The sequence below is a fragment of the Desulfuromonas sp. KJ2020 genome (assembly GCF_024197615.1).
Classification (GTDB): Bacteria; Desulfobacterota; Desulfuromonadia; order Desulfuromonadales; family SZUA-540; genus SZUA-540.
Genome location: NZ_JAKUKE010000003.1, coordinates 580,809 through 598,792, shown reverse-complemented (window position 1 = coordinate 598,792; position 17,984 = coordinate 580,809). Strand labels below are relative to the sequence as shown.

18 protein-coding genes are annotated in these 17,984 nt (G+C 56.5%); 2 read left to right on the top strand and 16 right to left on the bottom strand.

Annotation, left to right across the window (positions count from 1 at the left end; genetic code table 11):
• Positions 1–6: 6 nt before the first annotated feature.
• From MJO47_RS11100 to rnc, 16 genes are all read right to left on the bottom strand, one after another.
• Positions 7–834, bottom strand: a complete 828-nt coding sequence (locus tag MJO47_RS11100) for a GAF domain-containing protein (protein ID WP_253961190.1) — start codon at positions 832–834, stop codon at positions 7–9.
• 86 nt (positions 835–920) lie between these two features.
• The gene (locus tag MJO47_RS11095) at positions 921–1,991 is read right to left on the bottom strand and encodes a chemotaxis response regulator protein-glutamate methylesterase (protein ID WP_253961189.1); all 1,071 of its coding nucleotides are present in this window, start codon (positions 1,989–1,991) and stop codon (positions 921–923) included.
• Positions 1,988–2,872: a protein-glutamate O-methyltransferase CheR gene (locus MJO47_RS11090; protein WP_253961188.1), complete on the bottom strand. Its 885-nt coding sequence runs from the start codon at positions 2,870–2,872 to the stop codon at positions 1,988–1,990. Before MJO47_RS11090 ends, MJO47_RS11095 begins: the two co-directional genes overlap by 4 nt.
• A gap of 4 nt (positions 2,873–2,876) precedes the next feature.
• Positions 2,877–4,898, bottom strand: coding sequence for a HEAT repeat domain-containing protein (locus tag MJO47_RS11085; protein ID WP_253961187.1), 2,022 nt, complete (start codon positions 4,896–4,898; stop codon positions 2,877–2,879).
• A gap of 19 nt (positions 4,899–4,917) precedes the next feature.
• Positions 4,918–5,820: a response regulator gene (locus tag MJO47_RS11080; RefSeq protein WP_256502621.1), complete on the bottom strand. Its 903-nt coding sequence runs from the start codon at positions 5,818–5,820 to the stop codon at positions 4,918–4,920.
• 45 nt (positions 5,821–5,865) lie between these two features.
• A complete protein-coding gene (locus MJO47_RS11075; RefSeq protein ID WP_253961185.1) occupies positions 5,866–6,390 on the bottom strand; it encodes a chemotaxis protein CheW in 525 nt (174 codons plus the stop codon).
• A gap of 11 nt (positions 6,391–6,401) precedes the next feature.
• Positions 6,402–6,773: a response regulator gene (locus MJO47_RS11070; protein WP_253961184.1), complete on the bottom strand. Its 372-nt coding sequence runs from the start codon at positions 6,771–6,773 to the stop codon at positions 6,402–6,404.
• Between the two features lie 18 nt (positions 6,774–6,791).
• A complete protein-coding gene (locus MJO47_RS11065) occupies positions 6,792–7,499 on the bottom strand; it encodes a chemotaxis protein CheW (RefSeq protein ID WP_253961183.1) in 708 nt (235 codons plus the stop codon).
• A gap of 21 nt (positions 7,500–7,520) precedes the next feature.
• The gene (locus MJO47_RS11060) at positions 7,521–8,327 is read right to left on the bottom strand and encodes an ExeA family protein (RefSeq protein WP_253961182.1); all 807 of its coding nucleotides are present in this window, start codon (positions 8,325–8,327) and stop codon (positions 7,521–7,523) included.
• Positions 8,320–10,386, bottom strand: a complete 2,067-nt coding sequence (locus MJO47_RS11055; protein ID WP_253961181.1) for a chemotaxis protein CheA — start codon at positions 10,384–10,386, stop codon at positions 8,320–8,322. Before MJO47_RS11055 ends, MJO47_RS11060 begins: the two co-directional genes overlap by 8 nt.
• Before the next feature lie 9 nt (positions 10,387–10,395).
• Positions 10,396–10,764 (bottom strand): response regulator, encoded by a 369-nt coding sequence (locus MJO47_RS11050; RefSeq protein WP_371926670.1) that lies wholly within the window; start codon positions 10,762–10,764, stop codon positions 10,396–10,398.
• A 60-nt stretch (positions 10,765–10,824) separates the two neighbouring features.
• A complete protein-coding gene (locus MJO47_RS11045; protein WP_253961180.1) occupies positions 10,825–12,090 on the bottom strand; it encodes a DUF4388 domain-containing protein in 1,266 nt (421 codons plus the stop codon).
• Positions 12,091–12,174: 84 nt separating this feature from the next.
• A complete protein-coding gene (gene der, locus MJO47_RS11040) occupies positions 12,175–13,500 on the bottom strand; it encodes a ribosome biogenesis GTPase Der (protein ID WP_253961179.1) in 1,326 nt (441 codons plus the stop codon).
• A 39-nt stretch (positions 13,501–13,539) separates the two neighbouring features.
• A complete protein-coding gene (gene era, locus MJO47_RS11035) occupies positions 13,540–14,442 on the bottom strand; it encodes a GTPase Era (RefSeq protein ID WP_253961178.1) in 903 nt (300 codons plus the stop codon).
• Positions 14,439–15,464 carry an elongator complex protein 3 gene (locus MJO47_RS11030; RefSeq protein ID WP_253961177.1) on the bottom strand — a complete coding sequence of 342 codons (1,026 nt, stop codon included), beginning with the start codon at positions 15,462–15,464 and terminating at the stop codon, positions 14,439–14,441. The genes era and MJO47_RS11030 overlap by 4 nt, the downstream gene beginning before the upstream one ends.
• Positions 15,465–15,475: 11 nt before the next feature.
• Positions 15,476–16,177, bottom strand: a complete 702-nt coding sequence (gene rnc, locus MJO47_RS11025) for a ribonuclease III (RefSeq protein WP_253961176.1) — start codon at positions 16,175–16,177, stop codon at positions 15,476–15,478.
• A 185-nt stretch (positions 16,178–16,362) separates the two neighbouring features.
• Here rnc and tmk point away from each other — a divergent pair, with 185 nt between their 5' ends.
• Positions 16,363–17,010 (top strand): dTMP kinase, encoded by a 648-nt coding sequence (gene tmk, locus MJO47_RS11020; protein ID WP_253961175.1) that lies wholly within the window; start codon positions 16,363–16,365, stop codon positions 17,008–17,010.
• Entirely contained in the window at positions 17,007–17,975 is a 969-nt protein-coding gene (gene holB / locus MJO47_RS11015; protein ID WP_253961174.1) for a DNA polymerase III subunit delta', read from the top strand. The genes tmk and holB overlap by 4 nt, the downstream gene beginning before the upstream one ends.
• Positions 17,976–17,984: the final 9 nt, after the last annotated feature.

Genomic DNA, 17,984 nt, shown 5'->3' with positions numbered 1-17,984 from the left:
CCCCCATCATTTGGTCAATAGATCAAGAAAACCCTGAATCGTGGAGAGCTTGCGCTCGGATTCAGAATAAAGCTTGGATGAGAATATAGCTGTGGCAGCATGACCGGCGAGCAGTGTAAAGAGTTCGTAATCAACTTCGGCGAAACGCCTTTTCTGCACGAGGAGTTTGTAAATGGCGATGACGCCGATCACATGCTCTTTGATTTTAAGAGGGATACAGACAATGGGATGATGCAGGTCCCGGGAATAGTTTTCCATATCCTCGATAAAATAATTCTCGCCGGTTTTTGCCATCTGACCGATGATGCCATCACCAATGGAGATGATCGGCACGTCCTGCGTTTCCATGCCTTCGGAAGCAACAGCCTGCAGGGTATTGCTTTTGTCATCAAGGAGCATAACCGCAAATTCCTCGGCCCCAATGAGATTGATGACAATCTCCATAATAATCTGCAGAACTTCTTTAAAATCCAGCGTGGAATGGAGTTGATAGGAAGCGATATAAAGATTGGCCAGATTGTTGTTCTCGGTCTCCACCTCGACATAGCGGTTGGCGAAATCGTGGTTTTCCTCTTCAACCTGCTTGATCCGATCCAGGATCATCAGTTTTTCCGCTTCCAGATCCTCGATGCGCTGACGGAGTCTGCGTATCTCTTCCTCAGCCTCTCCACTATGGCCTCCTTCCCCCTTGCCGGCTTCAAGCTGAAGAATCTGGTAGCGCAGACGCTCGTTTTCACGCAGCAGTTCCTGGGTAAATTCCGCCCCCTTTTTAAAGACCTGAAGAAATTCTTCCGCTTTTTTGACTGTACCTTTATCGTCCATGGTTTCGCTCATGGCAAACTCCCCAAAATAGGCTGACCCTCAGATTGGGGTCATCCTACCAGCACCCAGCCAAAATTTCCAGCATTTCCTTGCGAGAACTAGAGTCCACAACGCCTTAGAATTTCAGTACATAGAAGCGGAAGAGGGACAACCTTATCGACCCGACCCGTCGCTATGGCCTCTTTGGGCATGCCGAAAACGACACTGCTCTCTTCCGCCTCCGCCAAGGCCTGTCCACCCACTTCCTTGACGGAGACAACACCTTTGGCCCCGTCATTGCCCATACCCGTCAGCACGACAGCGAGAAGATTCGGGCCATAAACACGAGCCGCCGACTCGAACATGACGTCAACACTGGGAACATAGCGCTGGTCCGCACCGGGGTCGCGCGCGTGAGCCAGAATACGTCCGGCGTCTTCAACAAAGGTCAGGTTACGTCCCCCCGGCGCGATCAGCACGCGGCCCGGCTCCATGACATCCCCGGTCTGCGCTTCACTGACCTCGAGCGCACAAACCTTGTTCAGGCGTTCGGCAAAAGCATGGGTAAACCCGGCCGGCATATGCTGGGAAATAGCAATACCGACGGGAATCTTTTCGTTGATCTGCGACAGGATGGCTTGCAAAGCCGGCGGACCTCCTGTTGAAGCGCCGATAACGATTTGGGTGAGAGAGGGACTGCCTGCATTGCGCCGACGGTGCCTGATTGGCGCCTCCTCCGGGACCGGGCGGTTTCCCTGCCCGAGCGGCCGACGAAGCACTTTGCGCATATCCGTCAAAACCACCGCGCGGACCTTTCGATGCAGGTCCTCTTTAATGGAAAGCAATTCCGTGGAGATGCGGGCGGTAGGCTTGGAAACGAAATCGACGGCACCGAAATCCAGGGCTTTGAAGACGTTTTCATCATCGGTTCGGGCCGAAACAACAATAACCGGCGTTGGCCTGTTCTGCATGATGATGCGGAGAAAAGAAAACCCATCCATCCGCGGCATTTCGAGGTCGAGGGTAACCAGGTCCGGTTTCAGATCGAAGACCTTGCGCAACCCCTCTTCTCCATCGCAGGCATAGCCCACTACCTTGACGCCCGGAAGATCTTCGAGCATTTTGGTGATGGCCCGCCGATTATAAGCCGAATCATCCACAACAAGGACGCGAACAGGTTGATTATTCATGCCCCGCCCCCTTCAAAACCCGGTTGGGACGGTCGCTGATACACCATATCATGGGTGAAATGGCGCAGGGTGAAGACGTTGGTAATGTTCATCAGCGATTCCGAATGGCCCAGCAACAAGAAGCCTCCAGGTCGGAGACGCTGAAAGAAACTGTCTACCACCTTTTTTTTGGCGGCCATGTCGAAATAAATAATGACATTCCGGCAGAAAATGATGTCCATCCGGCCGAGAAGAGCAACGCGAGGCGCGTCAAAAAGGTTGAGATGGCTGATCGTCACCAGATTCCTGACCCGATCGTTGATACGGAATTTCCCGTCAGCGGCGTCAAAGAAACGCTGCTGATAATCAGGAGGGGTCGCACGGAATGAAGAGGTCCCGTAAACGCCCTTGCGAGCCAGCTGCAAAACGCGCTGACTGATATCTGTGCCGATGATGTCTACCTGAAAATCGTCCAGGAGGGGGCTGTCGAGCAGTAGCATGGCGATGGTGTACGGTTCTTCACCGGAAGAACATCCGGCACTCCATATCCGAATACGTCTGTCTTTGTCTTTTTCCTTCTGGCGGGCAATTTCGGGCAAAATTTCTTCGGTCAGCGTCTTGAGCTGAAAATCCTCCCGAAAGAAATAGGTTTCATTGGTCGTCAGCAAATCGATGAGTTCAGTCAACTCCTGATCTTTATCTTTGTTGTAGCGAAGATAATAGTAGTAGTCCCTGAAACTATCCAGTTGCAGATGCTGAAGTCGTTTGCCAAGCCTCTTCTCCAGGAGATATTTGGAATCTTCTGAAAAGTTCAGACCACAATAATGATAGACAAAATCCCGGATCAACTGGAACTCGTCCATCGACATGGCGATGCTGGGAGAAGAGAACAAAAATGACATAATCCTAGCGTGTCCCCCTTGCAACATCTTCCAGTAACGTCTCGAGTTGACGGCGGACGAGATCGTCCCCTTCCTGCCTGCTCATTTCGCGCAGAACAGCAATCGCCCGCCCCCCTGCCTCTTCGGCCTGAATCCGGGCATAGGCTAGACGAACCTCCGAAGCGGGATGCTGACAAAGATGGGACTGCGCCGATTCGATCTCCCGCTGTCGACCGGCCGCGGCCAGGATTTTGAGACTGGCGCAAACAACCTCTGCGTCCGGATGAGATAAGGCTTTCACCAAAAAGGGCGTGGCCTGTTCCGGGTTTTGTTCGGCCAGGGTTTCCAGGGCAGCAATCACCACCAGACCGACCGGATCGTTCAGGGCCCGGACCAGCAGACTTTGGGCCTCAGGATGATCAGTGGCGCCCAGCCCACGGACGGCCGAAACCCGGACCCAAAGATCCTCGTCCTGCACAACCAGGGAGAGGGGTTCGAAAGCATCCCGCCCCGCCGATCGGGCGAAAACATCGACAGCCATGCGTCGCACCTCGGGATCTTCATCGGTCAAAGTCAGCAGCAAACTATCGCGGTGCCGGCCGCCGCAGCATTTCCCAAGCGCCTTCACGGCAGCCTGTCTCACCTGGGAGGATTCATCCTTAAGAGCGAAAACGAGAGCTGATTCAGCTGCGGGGACGTCGAGACGCGAGATCACCGTAACGGCGGCGGTCCTTAACTGGAAATCATCCGAGCCAAGCAATTTCTGCAGGGCGCCATAGACCTTTTCCGGACATTTGCCCCCAAGGGTCGAAAGAGCTTCCAGGGCAGCGGCTCGTACCGCCTGGCTCTGATCCTCCAGTAACGGCACCAGCGGCGAGACAGCCTGTTCAACCCCGAGCGCCCCGAGAGCTTGAGCAGATACGGCGCGCAGGTCGGCATCTTCGGATTGTACGGCGGAGAGAAGATGGTTCAGTCCTTCAACGCAACCCGTCATTCCGACGACATAGGCCAGATAGGGCCGCTGATACGCTTCGGCATGCGGCCAGTGATCCATCAACGCTGCGGCGGCATTTCTTCCCATGGAAATCAGCGCCCTGGTGGTGGCCTCACGCAGACTTTCCTCGGCCAGGAGAGGAAGGAGCCGGTATGCGGTCTGTTCATTTCTTAACGCGCCAACAAGATATAGAGCGGACCGCCTCAGCCGATCGGGGTTATCCTCCAGAAGGGGGGCTAGAGCTTCTGCCAGTTTTTTGCGCATGAGCGCCGGCAGTCGGGCGGTTAATTCACCCGGATGACGCCTCTCCACCTTTTCGAGAGCCAGCAGGGCCGAATGCCGCACATTGGGCCTGTCGTCAAAAAGCCCCTGCACCAGCTCATCAACGACCTCCACGCCACCCAATTGTCCGAGACAGTCATAAAGCGCCTTGCGCAGAAGCGGCTCCTGCCTCCATTTCAGCAGGGACGCGGCAGGGACGTCGGTCCCGATCTGTCCCAAGGCCTGTAAAATGGTAAAGCGCAACAGGAGATCGGCCTCCTCCATCAACTCCAGAAGCGGCCCAACAGCTGCCGGAGAGCCTATTTTCCCAAGGTTTTCCGCCGCCGCCGCCCTGATATTACCATCGCTGTCGGACAAAGCTTCGATCATCAGCGGGACCGCCGACGTATCGCGGATTTCGCCCAGGATGTCCAGGATGAATTTGCGAACATCGCGGTCCTCTGTATTCATTTCGGCAAAGAGGCAAGACAGCGATTGGCGTCCCAGCCGCGTGAGAATTTCGACGGCGGCGTTGCGCGCCCCCGCGTTGTCATCGGCGTGAAGAAGAGCGATGACACCAGGGATATGGTTCGGCGCCTCGGACTGCGCCAAAAAAATTTCAACAGCCTCTTTACGGACCCGCCAACTCGAATCGCCCATGGCCCTGTACAACAGGGGAAGCCACTCCTCGCCAAAGGATCCGCGCAGCGCCCGCAGGCCATCAAGACGCTCTTCCTCCAGGGAAGAATTGAGATTTTGCCTGATATCCTCAGGGGTTACTTGGGAATGCACGTTTTTGCCTCTCATCAGATCAGGGAAGAAGCTCTTTCTCGCGGCTTGCGACAAAATCAGATAAAGCCTGTTGAAAAAATTCAACCTGCTGTCCGGCCGCGCTGCTGAAGCGTTCTTCGAACAGCCTCCGCCCTTCGGCGATCTCCGGCGCCATGGCCTCGAAAAAATTGCCGTTTACAACGCCCGCATCGACCTTCGGTTGGCTGTAAAGGGCAATGTCCGCCACGATGATCCGGGCAAAACGTCGGGCTTTTTCTGACTCGGTCTCCCCACCCTCTTGTTCTTCAAGGTCATGGATCCGGTCTTTCATCCGCTCAACAAAGGAGGCAGCCACGGATGGGCTCTTCCGGTCACTCCCGGCGACTTCAGTTGCGGAAGAGGAAGACGGGTGCCTCTCACCAGCCAGCAACTGGGAGATTTTGAAAACCAGATCGCCGGGGATGTGATGTTTTTCGATATAGCCATCGGCGCCATAGAGCGAGACCGGCGTTCGCTTGTAGGCCGTCTTGTTGTAGACAGAAGAGACCAAAAGCACCTTAACGTGCTCAAGCCCGGGGCGACGGCGAATTTTTTCGACGGCTTCAAAGGCGTAAAGACCAGGCAAAGCGACATCGAGGACAACGATATGGGGGGCTTCCTGCTCCATGAGGGACAAAGCCTGGTCCCCGTCGGAACAGACACGGCAGGCCATCTCCGAACGATTCAAGACCTCCCGGATGGTGGCGCAAAGCTGAGGGTCCCCATGAGCCACCAGAATTCTGAGCAAAGAGAGGTCAGGGGTATCGGTATTCCGCCGGGTTGAAATATCAACCTGGAATACCTTCTGGCAGCGGGCACACCGCAGAGTCAAACGTTTTTTGTCGATATACCGGTTCTCGGCCAATCGAAACCGGGCCGAGCACGCGGGGCAGGTTATTATCATGAAAACCCCTTGAATAATCGGGAACGGGGAGGAACAACCGGCGGGTCATTCCATCTCTTCAAACGGATCATCGGGGAGCTGAGGGATTTTTTCCAGATCGAGTTTTTCCCGGGAGGAAAGCACCTTTTCCAGATCGAGAATCATCAGCAGGTCATCGTCATAACGGCAGACTCCAGCAAAAAACTCGGTGCCGGGCCCCTTAAGAAAATAAGGCGAAGGATAGACTTCCTTGCGGGTGTAGCGACGGACTTCCGTGACCTCATCCACCCGAAGTCCGAGGATTTTGCCAAAGAGGGCGCACACAAGAAGGCGCTCTTTCTTCAGACCGTCTGCGACGGTCAGGCCGAAGCGTTTGCGCAAATCCAGCACGGGAATAACGACATTGCGTAGAGTAAAGACGCCTTCAATAAAGGGTGGCGCCTTGGGAATGGGGGTCAATCTGGGGGGGCGGATGATTTCCTTGATGCGCCGGATGTCCAGGGCGTACATCTGCTCCCCTACCCTGAAACAGGCCAGCTGGATCTCCTGAAGCTCCCTTTCTCCGTCAGCGGAACCGGCAGACTGAGGCAAAACCCTATGACTCATTTGGCCAAAAAGCGCTGAATGGTTTCAATGACCATAACTGACTTGAAGGGCTTGGTGATGTACCAGTCCGCCCCGACCTTTTCGCCCCGCGCCATATCCTCACGACTCTTTTTGGCCGTGAGCATAATAACGGGGATATGCTGGGTCTGGGGATTCTCCTTGATCCTTCTGCAGACTTCAAACCCGTCTATCTGCGGCAACATGATATCCAGAAGCACCAGGTCCGAAGGATTCTCGGCCAAGGAATCGAGGGCAGCCTGCCCATTGGTCACCCCCGTGACGTCGTATCCCTTCGACGTCAACAGGATGCTTTCAAGCTTTAGAAGACTTTCTTCATCCTCAACGATCAGAATCCTTTTTTTGGACACGAGAGTGCTCCTTTCCCGTCAGCTACGTTCTGCATCGAGAACGTGGTCTAAATTCAACATAAATATCATGCGATCCTGATAACGGCCCACTCCCTTGACCATATCCCTGTCGAGGCCCGAAAGCATCGCTGGGGGAGGTTCCGTTTTACGGACAGGCATTTTAACGACCTGATTGATCCCATCGACCAACAGACCGGCATGGCGCTCCCCCTTCTGACATACAATAATACGGGAAGCGGGAGAAACTTCAACCGCACCCAGCTTCATGCGTCTGGGCAGATCAAACACGGGGACGACCTGTCCACGCAGTGAAATGATCCCCAGCACAAAATCGGGGACCCGGGGGATTTCTTCCACTTGGCGCCATTTGATGATTTCACTGACGTGGTCGATGTCTAAGGCATACTCTTCGTTACCCACCGGAAAGGTAAGCCACTGCTCAACCTCTTCCCGGTCCTCCCTCGACAACGCCGCCAGCCCTTCGGCATAGGCTTCCTCGGTAGCCAGGTCGATTTCAGGGCAATAATTAAACAGGGCTTCCAGGGGATCTTCCGCCGGTTCTGCACCCTCCTGGGAAGCCCAGTCAAGCGGCGGCGCGGGAACACCCTGAACCTGTATCGCCGGAAGACGTGCCTTTTTCACCTCCGCCGCGCCGGGCGAAGAGGCGGACCTGTCTTTTTCGGCCTTGCGGGCCTTGGCTTTTTTTCGGATATCAGCGAGATCCATACGCACAGATTCCTGTTCTGCCTAGATGAGAAGATCCAGCTCGTTCATTACCGACTCCAGAATCGAGGAATCGATAGGGCGGGCTTCCCGACCAAACCCCTCCAGCAGAGCCAGTGAGGCGATCTGGTTGATCTTTCGCGGCACCCCGCCCGAGGCCTGGTGGATCAGCTGCACGGCGTTATCGGCGAAAAGGCCAGGCAAACCGCCGGCCACGGCAAGCCGGAAATCGAGGTAAGCCCTGGTGTCTTCCAGCTGCAGGGGCTGTAAATCAAACTGCATGCCGATGCGCTGACGCAGCGGTTCAAAGGACCGGTGGGCCAGCCGCTTTTTCAATTCCGGCTGCCCCATCAGGACGATACTCATCAGATTCTGATCGTCCAGCTGAAAATTGGTCAACAACCGAATCTCGTCGAAAGTTTCCTTGTGAGGAACCAGCTGGGCCTCGTCGATCACCAGAACCGGGCAGACCCCCTCCTGATAAAAACGGTAGAGGGCAGCGCCGATCTCTTCGAGGAGATCGGTTTTAAAGCGGGAAGGTTCGGCAATATCGAGGCGCAGGGCCAGAGAGCGGAGAAATTCCATGGGTGTAAGACGCGGATTAATAAAAAGAATAACCCGAAAGCCCTCTCCCAGCTCATCCATCAGGGCGCGGGAAAGGGTTGTCTTGCCGCAGCCGATGCCGCCCGTAAGCAGCACGAGATCTCTTTCCTCCACGGCGTAGGTCAGGCGCGCCAGTGCCTCGCGATGCATCCGGCTCAGATAGAGAAAACGCGGATCGGGCGTCTTGCTGAAGGGTCGTTCGGAAAACCCGTAGAAGTCTTCATACATAGAAAGAAGAATCTCCTCGCAGGGACTCGCTCATAAGACCACCGACATCAAGGACCAGCACGGTCTTCTGGTTACCGAGATCGGCGGCACCGGCAATTCCCCGAACAAAAGACAGGGTGTTGCCCAGGGACTTGATGACGACGTCCTGCTGGCCCAACAGATCGTCGACCACAATCCCCATCTTTTTATCGGCCAGCCCCACCACAACCACGAACAGCTTGCTGGACACACTTTCCTGACTCGGCAGCCGGAACAGGTGACTCAGTCTCATCAGAGGCAGCGTATGCTCCCGCAGATCAATGACTTCGTGGCGCTCGATGGTGCGGATCGAGGACGACTCGACCAGGAGAGTCTCCATGACGGAGTTGATGGGGATGGCATAGGCCTTGCCGCTGACCTTGACAACCAAGGCCTTGATGATGGCCAGAGTGATCGGAAGAGTGATGGTAACTGTGGTGCCCTGGCCGAAGGTGCTGTCGAGTTCGAGCATGCCGGAGAGGGCCGCAATGTTGTTCCGGACCACATCCATGCCGACGCCGCGGCCCGACAAGTCGGTAACTTCATCGCGCGTAGAAAAACCGGGAGTCAGGATAAGATTGAAAACGTCTTCCCGCGACAATTCGGCCTCGGCATTGATCAGCCCTTTTTCCAGAGCCTTTATCCGCACCCGGTCGGGATCGATACCCCGTCCATCATCACGAATTTCTATGACGACGTGGTTCCCTTTTTGGGAGGCCCACAGGCAAATGCAGGCCTTTTCAGGTTTTCCCGCCATCCGACGCTCTTCCGGCGACTCTATCCCGTGGTCGACGGCATTGCGGATGATATGCATGAGGGGGTCAGAAAGATCTTCCACGATGAGCTTGTCCAGCTCGGTATCGGCGCCCCGCATATCCACTTCGACCTTTTTTCCCTGCTCGTTGGCCACCCGCCGGATAATCCGGATGACCTTTTCAAAGAGCTGTGACACGGGGACCATGCGCACATCCATGACCCCTTTTTGCAGATCGTGAAGACGCCGCTCCAGCACCCGGGTGACCTTCTGCAATTCGCCGGCGATCGGGCTGTTCTCGGCCTTGAGCTGATCGCACAACATGGAGACCGCCCCTTTGGACAAAACCAGTTCGCCGACAATATTCATCAGGTAATCGAGCTTATCGATATCGACCCGCACAGTTCGGCTGATCGAACGCAGAGACGCCCCGGTCCCCTCCGACTCAGCAGCAGGCTCCGGAATGACTTCGGCCTTTCCGGGAGGACTGACCGCCGGCGGCGACGCCGGGATCGCTGCCGGAGGTCGGGGGGCAGTTGAGGATGCATCTCTAACGATGTCGATGTCGGCATCGGGACGGTCGAGCTTTTCGCGGAGCTCGGCGTGGGAGAGGGGCGTGGCGACCAGAATCTGAAAAGCGATTTTGTCCGAAATATCCCCGGCGCATGGCAAAGTGCTGACAACTTCGCCGCTATTTTTGAGTAGGTCGGAAATCTCACCCAGTTCCTGATCAAAACTGGCCAGGGCAAGGGCCACCTTGACCAACAAGATGTGACGTCCTTTTTCGAGATTGTCGCGAAGGCGGTGTTCCTCGTATTCGGTGAGCACATTGAGAACGGCTGGATCCAGGGAGAGGGTCTGGATAGGATCAGCGGCCTTGGGTGGAGGCCCCTTCAGCAGCGCTTCGATACGCTCCCGGACCGGGGCACAGTCCAGAGCGAAGGATTCCGACTCCCCTTTGCCGTTGACTAATCGAAGAAGCAGGTCGAGCCCCTCAAAAAGCGTTTCGACGAGGACGGGAGACAGGGAAACCTTGCCCAGCCGAAGATGGTCAAGGAGATTTTCCATGGTATGGGATAGTGAGCTGATATCATCGAAACCGAACATGCCCGCCAGCCCCTTAATGGAATGGGCGCTGCGGAAAATGCTGTTGAGCAGATCGGGGTCCGTTTCACGCCCGTCGCTTCCATCACCGAGAGCCATGAGATCGATACTCAGCTTCTCGATGATCTCCTCGGCCTCCGCGAGAAAGTCTTTAATGGCGCGCGATGATGAATTGCCGGACAAAATCCCCTCCTAACCCAGGTATTTTCGAATCAACTCCTGCAGCTGCTCAGGGGAAAAAGGCTTGACCAGATATTCGTTTGCCCCGAGAGCCATCCCTTTTTCCCGGTCCCGCTCACTCCCTTCGGTGCTGATAATGATGAGGGGGGTGGCTTGGTAGTTGGGATTGGTCTTGATAAAACTGACCAGTTCCAGACCGTTGATATCCGGCATATTGATATCGGTGACGACCAGATCCACCTTTTCGCGGGGCAGGACCCGCAGGGCCTCAAACCCGTTGGACGCCTCGATCACCTCAAAGTCGCCAATCGCCTCGATGGTGGAGACGATGAGCGAGCGCATGGTCGGCGAGTCTTCGGTAATCAGTATTTTCTTTGGCACGTTACAAGCCTCACATTACGAGGTATAAAATCAGCGGACACCACAGCGTCGCCTGCAAAATCAGCCCGCGCTTCTTGAATACCCTCGTCTGTCCGTCAGGGTCCGCTCCATGGCCAGTCCGGCCTGAGACAGAAAAATTTCGAGGGCTTCCGTGTTGCCGATCGGCTTCTTCTCGGGAAGATTGTCACCGTAAAGAACAGCAACAACCATACCGTCGCTGATAATCGGGCCAAGAAAAACGTCGACCGGACTGTCTCCGCCCAGCTGGTCTTTCAGGTAGGTGTCCCAATATCCCGTCCCCAAGGGAACTTTTTCCACCGTCTTCTCTTCAATGACCCGGTGGAAAACCGAAGGTTCGGACCGGGGAATTTTCATGCGCCGCACTCTCAAATCCGCGCTTTCACCGGCGGCGATGCCAAATTGCCCCAGGCCAACGATTTCCTTCTCTTTAACCAGGAAAATGACAGCCCGGTTCATCAGCTCACTGGCGAATCGTAGTACCAGCAGAATAACCCCGCCGCCGAGAGACGGATTACTCAATTCCTGCAGCATGCCCTTGAGCAGACGAAGCCCAGGGGATTCGGGCCCTTTGACGGGCATCCCGAGAGATTCTTCGCCCAATTCGGCCAGCAGTTCGGCACCAAAGTTGACCAGAGTGGCAGGTTCTTTGCCCCCCGGACAACCTTCTTCCCTCTTCATCGTGTCTGTCGCGAAGGCAGAGCCGGCCATCCCCGGCAAAGTTCCCGCCGGTGGCAAATCCGAGTCGACACTCCAAAGAAAATTTTCATCCTTCGCCTGAGCCGATTGCTCCTGTCGACGCCTTTCATCTAGCAGTCGACTTCCTTCCATGGCCAGCCATTGGGGATTGAGCCCCTGGTCGAGCATAAACTGCAAAGGGTCAACCCGTGTCCCGCCCAAAGACTCCGGCTCCCGGAGTTCAAAAGCGAAAGTCCCCTCCGTCCAGCCAAAAAACCCGTATACCAGCTTTTCGATCTGCTGGCGGACCACATTTTCGATTTCCACGGCGGCCACGGCGTAATGCTCAGCAAGGATGGCGCCCAAACGCAGGGTGCCGCCGCTCTGTCGCTGGCGCTCGAGAGCCGCGTGGAGCGTATCCAGGGGAACAACCCCGGATCGCACGAGGAGATCGCCGAGATTTTCCGGAACGGTACTGGATACCGCCCGGATGACCTGCCCATTTTTGAAATAAATCGAACCTTGCCGGCCGCGACTGTTCAGCGAGAGCACCCCTGACTTGCGGCTCAGGCTGACAATCTGGAGAATTTCTCCCAGGCCCAGGTCTTCAAGATTTCCGACTAAACTCATGGCGGTCCAGTGCCGAATTGACGTAAGGGTTCAAAATTAAATAGAAAACAATATATCCCAGCCCCTGGGCCAAGTAAAGGCTTTTTACCCCTGGCCTTTGCGTTCGCGGTCTCGAAAAATCAGCCGGATAGGAACGCCTTCAAAACCGAAAGCCTCCCGGAGTTTATTCTGCAGGTAACGTTCGTAAGAGAAGTGGATCCCTTCAGCCTTATTGGCGAAAACCACGAAGGTGGGCGGCCGCACCTGGGTCTGGGTCATGTAGAAGAATTTAAGCCGCGTTCCCTGAATCATGGGAGGCGCATGACTGCGCACCGCTTCTTCAAGAATTCGGTTCAGGGCGGCGGTGGGAACCTGGCGGTTGAATTCGGCAGACACAGCCTCGACTTCACCCATGATTTTCGCCACCCGTTGACCGGTCAGAGCCGAAACGAAAAGAATCGGCGCAAAAGGGAGGAACTTGAAGCTCATCCGCAGTTTTTCGGTGTACTGCCGCAGGGTTTTGTTGTCTTTTTCAATTTTGTCCCACTTATTGACAACCAGGATGACGGCCCTGCCCTTTTCATAGGCATAACCGGCCACCGTCAGATCCTGATCCGTAACCCCCTCTTCGGCGTCAATGACCACCAGAACCACATGAGAGCGGTCCATGGCTTTTAGAGCCTGAATAACACTAAACTTTTCCAGCTTTTGGCTGACCTTCCCCTTGCGACGGATGCCGGCCGTATCAATCAGGACATAGCGTTTCTGATTGTAGGTAAAGGGAGTATCGACACTGTCCCGGGTGGTGCCGGCCAGGGGATTGGCCACGACGCGCTCGTACCCCAGCAGGCGGTTGACAAGGGAAGACTTGCCGACGTTGGGACGACCGATAACCGCCAGACGCACTTCCTCCGTCTCCGGCTCCGGCGCTTTTGGCGGGGGAAGATGGGTCAGCACCGCATCGACCAGATCCCCTACCCCCAGGCCGTGTTCAGCCGAAACAGGGTGGAGTTCATCCAGTCCCAGCGCATAGAATTCGGCCATGGCCTCCTCCTGCCTGGGACCATCGACCTTGTTGACCACATAGAGCACAGGTTTGTCGACGCGGCGCAGCATGGTAGCAACTTCCTCATCGGAGGGAGTAAGCCCCTCCCGTCCGTCGAGGACGAAGAGAATCACATCGGCCTCTTCCACGGCCAGTTGCGACTGCTCACGCATCTGAACCAGCAGCCGCTCTTCGCTGGCCGGCTCGAAACCGCCCGTATCCATGAGGATAAAGGGCGCGGCGTATTTAGTGACTTCAGCGTAGTTGCGGTCCCGGGTGACGCCAGGGAAATCCTCGACGATGGCTTTACGCTGCCCGAGAATGCGGTTAAAGAGCGTGGACTTGCCGACGTTGGGGCGGCCGACGATTGCAACGAGTGGACTCATGTCTGTGTTTTCCGTTCTTTCCGTAAATGACTTCAGGTGCTATTCGTAGCCGAACTCTTTTAACAGCTTGTCGGATTCCGTCCAGTTTTTCTGTACCTTGACAAACAGCTCGAGGTAAACGCGGGTTCCCAGCATCCTTTCGATATCGACCCGGGCCGCCTTGCCGATGGCGCGAATCTTCTCGCCGCCTTTGCCGAGGATGATTTTTTTATGAGGTTCCCGCTCCACCAGAATCGCCGCGGCGATGACCACGAGATCCTTATCCGGCTTTTCGGTAAAGCTTTCAACCACGACGGCCACGCCGTAGGGCACCTCGTCCCGCACCTGCTTGAGGATCTGCTCGCGCACCATTTCGGCGACGATGAAGCGCTCGGGCAAATCGGTGACCATGTCCTCGGGATAGTAGCGCGGCCCGGGCGGCAGCAGGTCGTACGTGGCTTTGACCAGAGCGTCTACCCCGCGGCCCTTCAAACCCGAGATGGGGATAATGGCAGCGAAATCGCGCTTCTGCGCATAAATTTCGATCAGAGGCAGCAAGGCCTCCGGCGCCACCTGGTCGATCTTGTTGATGACCAGAATAACGGGTACCGAACTGCGCGAGAGGACATCAAGAATAAAGTCATCCCCTCCCCCGGGTCGATCCGTCGCCTCGATCAGAAAGAGCACGACATCGACATCAGCACAGGCCGCCATGGCCTGATCGACCATATAGCGATTGAGCTTGCCGGTGGCACGATGAATACCCGGAGTATCCAGAAAGAGAATCTGGCCGTCATCGAGGTTGTGAATACCGAGAATCCGGTTGCGGGTCGTCTGGGGCTTGGGCGAGGCGATGGCGATCTTCTGTCCAAGTATCCGGTTCAACAGAGTCGATTTGCCGACATTGGGACGCCCGATAATCGAGACGAAACCGGAGCGAAAGGTAGGCTGTTCCGTGTTCAATGACAAAATCCTTCGTAAGCGGCCAGTTCCATAAGGGAAAATGACTCGGAGCCAACATGCAGTGTCCCGCGGGGGATGTCCTTTTGCCCGGAAATGGCAAAATCCCCTCTGCGGGTTCGAATAAATTCCAGGTTCTGGCGACGCTGCCCCAGGGCATCCGACAACTCGGACGAACAGACAAAGACCACCTGTTCCGAAGTCTCTTCCACCACCCGCAGCAACGCTCTCCGCCAGAGATGCGAACACACGAGCTGTCCGAAGGCGGGATGATAGGGGCCGGCCACTACCCCCGCCGGGCCGTCGAGTTCCCGGGTCGGCTGCAGGCCCAGGCGAATCACGGGCACTGCGGCCTGCCGGCAGCGCCAGAGCATCTCCGCGCAAATTTCGACCGCCTCATCCAGACCGAGCGGCTGAAATTGTCCGCGGTCAAATAGTGTCTGCAGGGCGCTGCCGGCCAGGACCACGGTCGGGTAAATGCGCAGAAAATCTGGCCGCAGCCCCAAAGCCTTTTGCAGGGATGAGAGGGCTTCGGCTCGATCGCCGCCGGGGAGCCCGGGCATCAGCTGCAAGCCCACCGCCAGCCCGGCGCGCCGGACTCTCGCCGTGGCTCCAACCGCCGCTTCGGCACAGTGGCCTCGGCCAGAGCGAGCCAAGACTTCGTGGTTAAAGGACTGACAACCGATTTCAATCGTGCGCAGCGGAAATCCGTCCAGAACATCAAGATGGCGGTTTTCCAGACCGTCAGGCCGGGTCGAGATGCGAATCCCCCCGGCGCGTCCGGCCCGGACAAATCGGGCGGCGACCTCCAGGTAATCCCGCTGGCGCGTCGCTGGCAGCAGGGTAAAGGACCCGCCGTAAAAGGCGATATCCCCGTCGCCGACGGGAGGCAGCAGTCGGTTCAACGCATCGGCCACGCCAAGGGGCACCGGGGCCGCCTTATGACCGGAAGTCTTTTCCTGTTGGCAGAAGAGGCAACGATGCGGACATCCTTCGTGGGGTATAAAGAAAGGAAAAACCTGCATACCTTCAGCGTCTAGGGGCTTTCCACTCTCAACAGGGCCTCCCGGGCCGCCTCTTGTTCCGCCGCTTTTTTCGTCCGCCCGCTCCCCTGCCCGATGGTCTGGTCGTCGAAGCGGACCTCAATCGTATAGAGGCGTTCATGATCAGGTCCTTCGGCACTGACCAGAAAATAGGACGGCGTCCGATTGTACTGTCCCTGCAGTAAAACTTGCAGCCGGGTCTTATGGTCGACGCCGGTCTTGCATTTTACCGACCGGGCGATCTCCTCGGCAAACAGGCGATCGACAATCGGCTTGAGGGCGACATAATCCGCATCGGTAAAGATGGCCCCCAGCAACGCCTCAAAGGCATCAGCAAGCAGACTGTCCTTCTGTCGACCGCCACTGCGCTCTTCCCCCTTCCCGAGCAATAGGCAGGACCCGATATCCAGCTTTCTGCCGATGGTCGCCAAGCCCTTTTCGCGCACGACCTCGGCCCGCACCCGAGTCATCTCTCCTTCCGGCAAGTGGGAATAGCGGCTGAAAATATGTTCACTGACCGCCAGATCAAGCACCGCATCCCCGAGGAATTCGAGACGTTCACTGAAAGGCAGGTCGATCCTGGCCTGTTCGTTGCTGTAGGACTTGTGCGTCAGAGCCTCACGCAAAAGGTCGGCCCGGGCAAAACGGTAGTCCAGCTTTTGGCACAGGCGCTGTTCACATTCTCGAAGCTGCATCGTTTCTCGTTTCAAAAAGAACCCGCACGGGCCCTCCAAGTGGTCAAATCGGCTCGGAGTATACTAAATTCCCATGGTCTTATCAATGTTTACCCTGAGGATGGAATCTTTTCCTTGATTCCGCGCGGTTCCATTCACTATAATGTCGAATTTTAAAAGATATTCTTGTCATCAGCCTGGATACCATGAACCTCTTTATCACTTTCGAAGGCATCGAAGGCTGCGGAAAAACCACCCAGCTGCGCCTGCTTGCCCGAAATCTGGCCGCACAGGGGGTCGATGTGGTCACTACGCGCGAACCTGGCGGTTGTCCCATCGCGGATGCCATCCGCCAGATTCTGCTCGATCCCGGCAACCAGGCCCTGGTGCCCCGGTCGGAACTGCTGCTGTATGCCGCGGCCCGGGCCCAGCATGTCGATGAGGTCATCCGGCCGGCGCTGCAAGCAGGCAAGACCGTCCTGTGTGACCGCTTTACCGATGCCACCTGCGCCTACCAGGGATATGGGCGGGGACTGGACAAAACGCTCATTCACCGCCTCAATGAGCTGGCGGCGGCTGAGACCTGTCCCGACCTGACCATCCTGCTGGACATGCCGGCCGAAGAAGGCCTGCGGCGGGCGCAAAGCCGCAACACCGTGCAGACGCTCGAACATGAGGGCCGCTTCGAGCTGGAATCCCTCACCTTTCATCGCCGCGTCCGGCAGGGGTACCTGGAGTTGGCCACCACGCAAAACCGTTTTTTGGTCATCGATGCTCTCGGTTCGCAGGAAACCGTCGCCAGGCGGATCGGTGAAGCGCTGGGACAACGACAGATTCTGAGTATGCCGTCATGACTTTCGGTCAGGTGCTTGGGCACAACAGACAGAAAGACCTGCTGCGACGAGCCATCGCCTCGGGTCGCCTGGCCCATGCCTATCTGTTCCACGGGGCAGATGGCATCGGCAAACGCTTGATGGCCCTGGCTTTTGTCCGCGCCATTTTCTGCCAGAACGGCACGGGATGCGGCACGTGCACCGCCTGTCGCAAGGTGGATCACCACAATCACCCGGATCTCCACATTCTGGAACCCGATGGGGCCACCATTAAAATTGAACAGGTGCGGATGATCCAGAAGGAGCTGTCCTTTCGTCCGCTGGAAGCATTGAAAAAAATCTGCCTGATCGACGGGGCCGAAAAATTGAATCCCGCCGCCGGCAACGCCCTCCTGAAAACTCTGGAGGAGCCCAAGGGGGAGGCCCTCCTCATCCTGCTGTCCTCCCAGAAAGAACGGGTGCTGCCGACCATCAGGTCACGCTGTCAGCAGATTCCCTTTTATGCTGTACCGCGAGCCATTCTGCAGCAGGCCCTGCAGGAGAAGCTGGGGCTGAACGAGTCTCAGGGACATATTCTGGCAGCCCTCTCGGAAGGGAGCTTCAAAAAAGCCTTGGGCAAGGACAAGGATCTTTTTCTCGATCAGCGACGGGAGTTGCTTAAGGCTCTTACCGCCTTATCCCCCGGGAGCATTATCGCCCTGTTCAAACTGGCCGAAGAAATTGCCGGCGAGAAGGAACGTTTTCAGGAGATTCTTGAACTCTTTCAGGCCTTCTATCGCGACCTGCTTCTGTACAAGCAGGGGATGCCTGAAAGCGAACTGGTCAACATCGACCTGCTGGAAAAGATCCAGCGGGTAGCGAAACGTGAAAGCACGGCCACCCTGCTGGCAAAACTGGAAGCCATCGCCGTCAGTCGGCGGCAAGCCGATCGTAACGTCAACAAACTGCTGGCCATGGAGGTTCTGCTCATGCGTCTGGCTGCCTGAGGCAAGGCG

Coding starts and splice junctions, on each gene's coding strand:
- MJO47_RS11100 (WP_253961190.1), bottom strand. CDS start 834: ATGAGCGAAACCATGGACGATAAAGGTACAGTCAAAAAAGCGGAAGAA.
- MJO47_RS11095 (WP_253961189.1), bottom strand. CDS start 1,991: ATGAATAATCAACCTGTTCGCGTCCTTGTTGTGGATGATTCGGCTTAT.
- MJO47_RS11090 (WP_253961188.1), bottom strand. CDS start 2,872: ATGTCATTTTTGTTCTCTTCTCCCAGCATCGCCATGTCGATGGACGAG.
- MJO47_RS11080 (WP_256502621.1), bottom strand. CDS start 5,820: ATGATAATAACCTGCCCCGCGTGCTCGGCCCGGTTTCGATTGGCCGAG.
- MJO47_RS11065 (WP_253961183.1), bottom strand. CDS start 7,499: ATGGATCTCGCTGATATCCGAAAAAAAGCCAAGGCCCGCAAGGCCGAA.
- MJO47_RS11060 (WP_253961182.1), bottom strand. CDS start 8,327: ATGTATGAAGACTTCTACGGGTTTTCCGAACGACCCTTCAGCAAGACG.
- MJO47_RS11045 (WP_253961180.1), bottom strand. CDS start 12,090: ATGAGTTTAGTCGGAAATCTTGAAGACCTGGGCCTGGGAGAAATTCTC.
- der (WP_253961179.1), bottom strand. CDS start 13,500: ATGAGTCCACTCGTTGCAATCGTCGGCCGCCCCAACGTCGGCAAGTCC.
- MJO47_RS11030 (WP_253961177.1), bottom strand. CDS start 15,464: ATGCAGGTTTTTCCTTTCTTTATACCCCACGAAGGATGTCCGCATCGT.
- rnc (WP_253961176.1), bottom strand. CDS start 16,177: ATGCAGCTTCGAGAATGTGAACAGCGCCTGTGCCAAAAGCTGGACTAC.
- tmk (WP_253961175.1), top strand. CDS start 16,363: ATGAACCTCTTTATCACTTTCGAAGGCATCGAAGGCTGCGGAAAAACC.
- holB (WP_253961174.1), top strand. CDS start 17,007: ATGACTTTCGGTCAGGTGCTTGGGCACAACAGACAGAAAGACCTGCTG.